Raw genomic sequence first — 9,169 nt, forward strand, 5'->3', positions numbered from 1 at the left:
TTACGTTTTTTATAACATAACGGGTTTATTCTTTATATGAAATGAGTCAATTATTAAAAACAAATATTTACTTTTGATTAAGTAAAACAAATCAAATTATGCTTCAAAATAAAGTCATCCTAGGTAGCGAAGAATGGTGCTCATTTCCAGAATTGGGAATCCCTACAATTAAAGCACGTGTAGATTCGGGTGCAAAAACTTCGGCGATGCATGCCATTAACATAGCTCCTTTTATAAAAAATGATGCAAATTGGGTTAAGTTTGATATTAATCCGATACAAAACAATACAAAAACAATAATACATTGCGAAGCTCCTCTTGTAGACAAAAGGATCGTAAAAAGTTCTAGCGGATTTAGAGAGCAACGCTATGTTATACAAACCAGCTTAAAAATTGGTGATATTAAATGGCCTATAGAAATGACTTTGACCAATCGAGATTCGATGGGTTTCAGAATGCTTTTAGGTCGTGAAGCAATGAGCGGTAGAGTGCTTGTAGATCCTGAGGAAAAATATCTTTTAGGGCAACCAACTTCTGACACCTTAAAAGAATTATATAAAAACTCTGAGAAAGCAAGTTCTGGTTTAAGAATTGGTCTTTTGGCTAGTAATCCTGAGTTATACAGCAACAAAAGAATCATGGAAGCTGGCGAAATGCGAGGTCATGATATGCAATTTTTGAATATCAAAGAATGCTACATGAAACTTGATGCTAAAACTCCTGAGATTCATTATCGTGGCGGGAAAATTCTAAACGAATTTGACGCAATTATTCCGCGTATTCGTCCAAGTATTACCTTTTATGGTTGTGCCTTAACACGCCAGTTTGAAGCCATGAAGGTATTCTGTTTAAATTCCGCTTCAGCAATAACCCAATCACGTGATAAATTGTATTCTTTACAATTATTACTGCATAGCGGAATCGATATTCCGACAACTGGTTTTGCTAATTCTCCTTTGGATACTGATGATTTAATAAAAATGGTTGGAGGTTCTCCTTTAATCGTAAAACTATTAGAAGGAACTCAAGGAAAAGGTGTTGTATTAGCAGAAACAAAAAAGGCTGCTGAGAGTGTTATAAATGCCTTTAAAAGCTTAAATGCCAACATTCTGGTACAAGAGTTCATTAAAGAAGCAAATGGTAAAGATATCCGTTGTTTTGTAATTGACGGAAAAGTAGTTGCAGCTATTCAGCGTGAGGCTATGCCTGGCGAGTTTAGAGCAAATATTCACTTAGGCGGAACTGCATCAATATTAAAAATAACTAGCGAAGAAAAAAGAATTGCTATAAAAGCTGCCAAAGCAATGGATTTAAAAGTTGCTGGTGTAGATATTATACGCTCATCAAAAGGACCTTTATTACTAGAAGTAAACTCTTCTCCTGGATTAGAAGGAATTGAAGGAGCTACAAATAAAGATGTTGCCAGTGAAATGATAAAAGCTATCGAAAAGAATTTTAAGCTTAGATAAGTTTCTTCCAGTCGCAGTTTACAGTCGCAGTAACCGATTACTGAGACTGATTACTGAATACTGCGACCGAACACTATAACTAAAAACCGAATACAAAAAATGAATCCATATCTCGATATTGTCATCCGCAGTGCTTCGGTTTACTTTTTTATGGTAATCGCATTACGTGTTTTTGGAAAAAAAGAATTATCTCAACTTAATACTGCCGATGTAATTCTGATATTATTAATTAGTAATGCTGTACAGAATGCAATGGTTGGCAGCGACACTAGTCTTTTAGGAGGAATTGCCGCAGCAGCCGTATTGTTTATCATTAATTACATTCTGAAAAAGCTTACATACAAATACAAAACCCTACACAATCTTTTGCTCGAAAAACCCGAGGTTCTCATCCATAATGGTCATATCGATTTTAAATCGTTAAGTAAATTAAATATATCCTCGGATGAAATTGAAGAAGCTATGCGCGAGCACGGTGTAGAACACTATAAAGAGGTAAAATTAGCGATGTTAGAAATAGATGGCACAATAAGTATTATCTCGAAAGGTACTGATCATTTAAAACAAACTATTTACAAACGAAAACACAATCATAAAAACTTTCAGAAATAATTAAAATTAAGTCGAAAGTTTAAAAGTCATAAAGTCAAAAGGATTAGCATCAATAAAACCAAATAGCTCAAACACAAAATAGTATGCCAGCAATTTTAATAGAAGTTAGAAAAGACTATAACGAAGAAGAAGGTACTAAAATTATCGATGCAGTTCATTCTGCAATGGTAGCAGCTTTTCAAATTCCACCTGAAGACAAAACCGTTAGACTTTTGGTTCATCCGCCACATAGATTTGCAGTTTCACCAACTAAAACTCAACCTGAATTATACACTTTAATAAGCATTGATGCATTTTCGGGACGTTCTATTGATGCGAAAAGAAAATTATTTAGCGAAATCGTTAAAAACTTATCTGAATTAGGCATCCCAAAAGACCATATTTTAATTGTTGTTAGAGACAGCAAAAAAGAAAGCTGGGGTGTTCAAGGAGGACAATCCGCACATGATGTTGATTTAGGATTTAAAGTTGAAGTTTAAAGTTTCAATACCTGAAAAATATAAAAAGAGAGCATAATTTTCGATGAAAATTATGCTCTCTTTTTATATAATCGAAATTACGTTAAGCATCAAGATCCAAGTCTTTAATTGTTGTATTAGTTAATCCGAACGGCTTAAGTCTGTGGTTTAGATTCACCAAAATATAATCTTGCTCTACAGGAAACCTTTCTGCAATACTTTTATAATGCTTTAAAAGCTTCTTGTCCTCTACTCCTGATAAAGCTTGCAAAGCCGTATGAACAACTCGGTTCGATTGATCATTTAATCCTATAATAAAAACATCTATATAATTTTCTTTATTACTTAACTGCCCAAGCATATAATATGTAGTAACCTTTATGCTTTCATCATTACTTTGAGTAAACGGAATTATAAGATAACTATAATCGATATTCATTTCTTTTAATAAATACACACAAAAACTAAACGTTTCGTCGTCATTTATTGTTTCTATATTCGACTCAATTATTCCAAGCCAATCTGAACTTTTGCCTTTGGCATACCAAAACACAAATTGAAAAACATGCAATAAACTCACCTCTGCAAAATCTACTAAATATGGATATGCACGTTCATAATCAAATTTAGTAAGTATCAGAAGTAACTCTTTTTTTATCTCGCCATTACTTATCTTGTACTCCTCTTCGATTATATCTAATATCTCAGAATCTAATTTTTGCTTTATTAAAATCCCTGTCAAACAATCACTCTTAATCTCAATATCATTAGTCGAAAAGTACATTTTTAGAATGTCTTGCAAAGAGCCTCCTATTCTATATCCAAACCATCCTGCATTATCCTGCATCAAATCACCCGAAATTACTTCGTCTAACCATCTTTCATACCAATCTAAAAAGTTTAATTCAAAAGTAAATTGAGGATTATACCTTTCATTATTAATATTTACAACTCTTCCTTTATATTCTCCATTTAAAACAATTGCATGATAACAAGAACAACCTTGCTCACCAATAGGTAACAAACCTCCATATATCCTCCCTAATTCTTTCTCAAAATCTTCTTCAGAAATAGTATCATCTTCTATCTTTTCAGTTAAATCATCCCAATATTCATCTGACATTTTAGGATATAACACGCAATCATCTTTTAAATACTTCTCGGTATTTTCATAGATTAGTTCGTTTACATTCTTTCCTAGCGGATATATTCCGTAAAAAGGTCCTGCAGCCGAAGACGAGAATGATTCACCTCCATTTCCAACATTCATCAAAAATGCTTTATAACAATCAGGAAGCGCTACATTATATTTCGCCTCAAATTTTAAAATATCTTCTTTACTTACAACTTTTCCCAAGATATATTTATGACTTGAAGATCCAAATACTTTTAAATCTTTATCTATCGCTTTAACCTCAACTAACTTACTCTTAATCCTTTCTATTTGTTCAGTTACGAACTTATTATTCGATTCTTCCATTTTAATCTTTATTCCTTCGTTCTATATTTAGAATAGAATAAATGTACTCTATTTTAGTTTTAGCACAAATTATTTCAACAAACAAAAAGCTAGCTTCAATAAAGAAACTAGCTTTTTTTTTATAGTTTTAAAATATGATTTTGAATCTCACATTTCACAAATATGTTCTTACTATTATATAAAAATACTAAGTATATAATACACTATCGCAGCCAAAAGTGCCGAAACAGGAATCGTTAATACCCAAGCCCATAATAAACTTACTGTTACACCCCAACGAACGGCAGATACACGTTTTGTTAATCCAACTCCGATGATAGAACCTGTAATAGTATGTGTTGTACTTACTGGTACTTTAAAATGCTCTGTAAAATATAATGTTAATGCTCCTGCAGTTTCTGCTGCTACACCTTCAAATGATGTAACTTTAGTAATTTTAGACCCCATTGTTTTTACAATTTTCCATCCACCGCTTAATGTTCCTGCTGCAATTGCAGAGTAACAAGCTAAAGGAATCCATGGCGGCATCTTGAATGCTCCACCATCTGACGGAAGCACTACATCTAACCAAGATTCCATGTGAACACCAGGATTTGTATGAATATAAACCGCAACTGCTGCTGCAATAATACCCATTACTTTTTGAGAATCATTACCACCGTGACCTAAACTAAAAGCCGCTGAAGATAATAATTGCATTTTTTTCAGTGCTCCATCTGCCTGATGAAGATTTAAACTACTAAATATCAAAGCAAATGCAGACATTGAATAGATAATAAATCCTACCAAAAACCATTTTATATTATGTGCCTCTAATACTACACTCCAAAAACGTGAAGATGCAAAACGAGGTTGCCCTCCATCCTTTACGATTATATCATAAGGAATCATTTGGTAGTATATAAAAACACCCGTAAAAATCATTAAAGCAACTGTAAATATCTTTGGTAAAATACTTTTCTTAGAAGCATTTAATAACCAGATAGAAATTAGGTAAGAGGCTAATGCTCCTAATAGTGGCGCTAAGACAATAAAGGCAACAATTATGAGGACTCCCGAAGGCATCCCTCCATCTTTACCTGCCTTGTACCAACTTACAATTTCATACCAATATTGTGTCGTACCATCTTCTCCTACGTAACCAGAGAAACCATGTACAGCGATTGCATGCGCAATTGCAGCACCAGCAAAACCTCCAATTAAGGTATGAGATGAACTAGAAGGAATCCCAAACCACCACGTTAATAAGTTCCAACAAATAGCAGCAATAACCCCTGCTAAAATTACAACTAGATTAATCTCCATGGTATTTGCCGTTTTAGCAACAGTATCTGCTACACCAAAACCGAAAACCCAATAAGCCAAAAAGTTAAAAAATGCTGCCCAAAGAACGGCCTGAAAAGGCGTTAATACCTTTGTGGCAACAACTGTAGCTATAGCATTTGCAGCATCGTGAAAACCATTGATGTAATCAAAGATTAAAGCTAATACTATAATAATTATAAGTAGCGTCATAAAATTATAACTTCAGAATTGAAATGAATTGAATTTAAGAATGTTTTACAGAAATAGATTCTAGTATGTTTGCAACACTCTTACATTTATCTGTTGCAGATTCTAAAACAGATAACACTTCTTTATATTTAATAATATTTTTAGCGTCTGTTTCGTTTTCAAAAATTTCAAAAACTGCTTTGTTATAAACATTATCAGATTTGTTTTCCAGTTTGTTAATTCTGGCACACGCATCTTTAATGACTTTGAAATTCTTTAAATTTCTCAATTCTTTTACTGCACTATCAATGTTTTGACATGCTTCAAGATTGATTTCAGTCATTTTTCTGATAGATTTTGTAATCTTATCAACTTGATACAACTTCATTCTACTTGCAGCACCGTGCAAATAATCGGCTACGTTATCAATAGAAGTAATCAAAGTATGAATATCTTCTCTATCGAAAGGAGTAATGAAGTTTCTGCTTAATTCTAGATTTGTCTGACGAGTAATATCCTCGCCTTTTTGTTCCAATTCATCAATCTTTTGAAAAAGTACTTCTCTTTCTTTCAAAGGAAGATTTACTGCTTCGTGTAAATTAGAAGCTAACTCAATTAAATTGCTTGATGCTTCTTCAAAAAGTGGAAAGAATTTCTTGTCTTTCGGCACTAAAAATTGGAAAATACTGTTTATTGACATTTTTATATTTTTAATACTGCAAAATTACTTCATTATTCTTTCGTTATGTTAAGCCATTGTTAACAAATCATTTTCAATTTGGAAACTATTCAAGAATGAAATTGTCTTCTCTATATCATAATGTAAGATTCTATCCTCAGTAATCAATGGTACAACTTCGCGGTAGCTATTTAAAAACATCTCGATAAAGTCGCTCGATTTCAACGGATTTCTATATGAAATTGCTTGTGAAGCATTCAATAATTCAATAGCAAGAATACGCTCTAAATTATCCATAACACGCAATGCTTTTGTAGCTCCATTAGCTCCCATGCTCACGTGATCTTCTTGTCCGTTACTAGAAACGATACTATCTATACTAGATGGTGTTGCTAATTGCTTGTTTTGGCTAGCAATACTTGCTGCTGTATATTGCGGAATCATTAATCCTGAATTTAATCCTGGATTATCTACCAAAAATGCAGGAAGATTACGTAATCCAGAAATTAACTGATATGTTCTTCTTTCAGAAATACTTCCTAATTCCGCCAAGGCAATTGCCATAAAATCTAAGGCTAAAGCCAAAGGTTGTCCGTGGAAATTTCCTCCAGAAATAATCTCGTCGCTTTCTACAAATATATTAGGGTTATCGGTAACTGAATTTATCTCTGTTTTAAAAACCTTTCTCACATAATCAATCGCATCTTTTGAAGCTCCATGAACTTGTGGTATACAACGGAACGAGTATGGATCCTGAACATGCGTTTTTACCTGAGATATGATTTCGCTTCCTTCTAAAAATTCTTTGATACGTTGTGCAGTGACAATTTGTCCTTTATGAGGGCGAATAAAATGAATCAATTCATGAAATGGCTCGATTCTTCCGTCAAAACCTTCTAACGAAATTGTTCCAATTAAATCGGCTAAATAAGAGAATTTATAAGCTTTCATTAAAATATGAGCTCCGTAAGCACTCATAAATTGTGTTCCGTTTAATAATGCCAATCCCTCTTTAGATTGTAAAATAATAGGTTCCCAATTAAAATGCTTTAAAACTTCACTTGAGTGCACTTTTTTTCCTTCAAAATATACTTCACCCTCACCCAATAAAGGCAATGATAAATGTGCCAATGGTGCTAAATCTCCAGATGCTCCAAGTGATCCTTGTGTATAAATAACTGGTAAGATATCATTGTTGTAAAAAGAAACTAAACGCTCTAATGTTTGTAATTGTATAGCCGAATGTCCGTAGCTTAATGATTGTATTTTAAGCAATAGCATCAATTTTACAATTTCTTGCGGTACCTCTTCTCCAGTTCCACAAGCATGAGATTTCACAAGGTTTTCTTGAAGTTTAGATAAATTCTCATTGGATATCTTCACATTACAAAGTGACCCAAATCCTGTATTTATCCCATAAATAGGATCAGAATGCGAAGCCATTTTTTTATCTAAATAATCTCTGCATTTCTGTACATTGATTTTAGCTTCATCAGATAGTTCTAATGTTTTTTGCTCTACGATTATCTCTTGTAATTGCTCTAAATTCAGTAGCTCCGTACTGATATAATGAATGTTGCTCATTTTATATTGTATTTGAATGTCAAAATTCAGCAAATCAATATTAAAAAGCAATGTTTATTGAGGATTATTTAATCTTAATAGCAAATAAAAATATAAGGAATGAGCCTAAACAAAAAAAGCAACCCTTTTTAGAGTTGCTTTTGTTATAATTTTAGGTAAACTAAAAAATTTCTTAAATTAGTAATAAGTTATAACTGTTTGTTGAGTTTGTAATGTTTCACCAGAGGATACCTTAAGAGTTTTCATTGTTGTTAATACATAACCATTTTCATTATACATATTATCACTTTTAGACGATTCTGTACTATCAATTTCACCGTTATAATTAAAAACTGTTGAGGAGCTAATCTCATTATTTTTACTATTATTTACAAAAAAATTAAATCCTAAAACATTTAAAGTAGGTTCATTCTTTGAATCATAAACATAATTTGTTACTACAACATATTTATCAACCTTAGATACTGGAGTCGTAATACTATATTTTACCAAATTACCATTTCCAAAAGTATATATACCTGGACCCGAATCAGGTGAGTCATTTGTTTCAGTAATTGTTCCGTCCTCATTGTATTCATAAGTAACAGTATAACTAATACTTCCATTCGATCTTTTTACTATCCTACCTATCATTTTTTTTTGCGCATTATACACATACTCAACAAAGGACCTAGGAATATCATCAACACTATAGTAGCCTATTTTTGTAATTAAATTTCCCGCATAAGTAAACTTAAGTACCGTATTTGTTACAGTTACCTTTTTTGTTGTTAAATCTATGTTGGTTTCTTTACTAGTTTGACTCACTAATTTAGTAATATTAGATGCATCATAAGTATATGCATATTCATATTTCGTGTCATAATATATATCAATTGATTGCATCGTTTTTGTTTTAGGAAGTTCTAATATAACTTTTTCAGAAACCTCACCTTTTGTACTCTCCGCACCACCTAAATTAGCTGTAACAGTATATACAAAAGAGCCTGTACTTTTAAGAACATCAGTAAATTTTGCCTCCTTAAGTGAAACTGTATTAATTTTTACAGCATTTCTGTAAACATTATATGTAATACCAGCACCTTCTACACCAGTCCAGGTAATATCTACACTACCTTCATTTAATACTGCATGGATAGCAGTAGGAGCTACTGGAGCCACTGGAATAACCGAACTATCTTCATCACTACTACAAGATGCAAGTATGAAAAAAGATACAAATAGCAGAGTAATTTTTTTCTTCATTTTTATTTTTTTTTAAAATCAATTCGGCTAAAATAGTCAAAACAAATACAGAAAGTAAGGATTTTACATGTTAAATTTAAAATAATTAATAATAATAATTCTTTAAAATTTAATTACATCAATTCTCACAAACATGAACCTTTATAAT

General features: G+C 32.3%; 8 protein-coding genes. 3 read left to right on the top strand and 5 right to left on the bottom strand.

Annotation, left to right across the window (positions count from 1 at the left end; all coding sequences use genetic code 11):
* Positions 1-98: 98 nt before the first annotated feature.
* The 3 genes from rimK (at position 99) to IW20_RS21370 (ending at position 2,560) form a co-directional block, all read left to right on the top strand.
* A complete protein-coding gene (gene rimK / locus IW20_RS21360; protein WP_035627316.1) occupies positions 99-1,469 on the top strand; it encodes a 30S ribosomal protein S6--L-glutamate ligase in 1,371 nt (456 codons plus the stop codon).
* A 99-nt stretch (positions 1,470-1,568) separates the two neighbouring features.
* Entirely contained in the window at positions 1,569-2,081 is a 513-nt protein-coding gene (locus IW20_RS21365; RefSeq protein ID WP_035627319.1) for a DUF421 domain-containing protein, read from the top strand.
* An 83-nt stretch (positions 2,082-2,164) separates the two neighbouring features.
* On the top strand, positions 2,165-2,560 hold the full coding sequence (locus tag IW20_RS21370) for a tautomerase family protein (protein WP_035627322.1): 396 nt from the start codon (positions 2,165-2,167) through the stop codon (positions 2,558-2,560).
* An 82-nt stretch (positions 2,561-2,642) separates the two neighbouring features.
* On the opposite strand, the gene IW20_RS21375 is transcribed toward IW20_RS21370, so the two are convergent.
* The 5 genes from IW20_RS21375 to IW20_RS21395 form a co-directional block, all read right to left on the bottom strand.
* Positions 2,643-4,019 carry an SMI1/KNR4 family protein gene (locus IW20_RS21375; protein WP_035627325.1) on the bottom strand — a complete coding sequence of 459 codons (1,377 nt, stop codon included), beginning with the start codon at positions 4,017-4,019 and terminating at the stop codon, positions 2,643-2,645.
* A gap of 174 nt (positions 4,020-4,193) precedes the next feature.
* On the bottom strand, positions 4,194-5,534 hold the full coding sequence (locus tag IW20_RS21380) for an inorganic phosphate transporter (RefSeq protein WP_035627327.1): 1,341 nt from the start codon (positions 5,532-5,534) through the stop codon (positions 4,194-4,196).
* A 34-nt stretch (positions 5,535-5,568) separates the two neighbouring features.
* On the bottom strand, positions 5,569-6,213 hold the full coding sequence (locus IW20_RS21385) for a DUF47 domain-containing protein (RefSeq protein ID WP_035627329.1): 645 nt from the start codon (positions 6,211-6,213) through the stop codon (positions 5,569-5,571).
* Between the two features lie 48 nt (positions 6,214-6,261).
* Positions 6,262-7,776, bottom strand: coding sequence for a histidine ammonia-lyase (hutH, locus tag IW20_RS21390; protein ID WP_035627332.1), 1,515 nt, complete (start codon positions 7,774-7,776; stop codon positions 6,262-6,264).
* 177 nt (positions 7,777-7,953) lie between these two features.
* Positions 7,954-9,021: a hypothetical protein gene (locus IW20_RS21395; protein ID WP_035627334.1), complete on the bottom strand. Its 1,068-nt coding sequence runs from the start codon at positions 9,019-9,021 to the stop codon at positions 7,954-7,956.
* Positions 9,022-9,169 lie beyond the last annotated feature (148 nt).

The organism is Flavobacterium hydatis (assembly GCF_000737695.1).
Lineage (GTDB): Bacteria > Bacteroidota > Bacteroidia > Flavobacteriales > Flavobacteriaceae > Flavobacterium > Flavobacterium hydatis.

Coding starts and splice junctions, on each gene's coding strand:
- IW20_RS21380 (WP_035627327.1), bottom strand. CDS start 5,534: ATGACGCTACTTATAATTATTATAGTATTAGCTTTAATCTTTGATTAC.
- IW20_RS21375 (WP_035627325.1), bottom strand. CDS start 4,019: ATGGAAGAATCGAATAATAAGTTCGTAACTGAACAAATAGAAAGGATT.
- rimK (WP_035627316.1), top strand. CDS start 99: ATGCTTCAAAATAAAGTCATCCTAGGTAGCGAAGAATGGTGCTCATTT.
- hutH (WP_035627332.1), bottom strand. CDS start 7,776: ATGAGCAACATTCATTATATCAGTACGGAGCTACTGAATTTAGAGCAA.
- IW20_RS21365 (WP_035627319.1), top strand. CDS start 1,569: ATGAATCCATATCTCGATATTGTCATCCGCAGTGCTTCGGTTTACTTT.
- IW20_RS21370 (WP_035627322.1), top strand. CDS start 2,165: ATGCCAGCAATTTTAATAGAAGTTAGAAAAGACTATAACGAAGAAGAA.
- IW20_RS21395 (WP_035627334.1), bottom strand. CDS start 9,021: ATGAAGAAAAAAATTACTCTGCTATTTGTATCTTTTTTCATACTTGCA.
- IW20_RS21385 (WP_035627329.1), bottom strand. CDS start 6,213: ATGTCAATAAACAGTATTTTCCAATTTTTAGTGCCGAAAGACAAGAAA.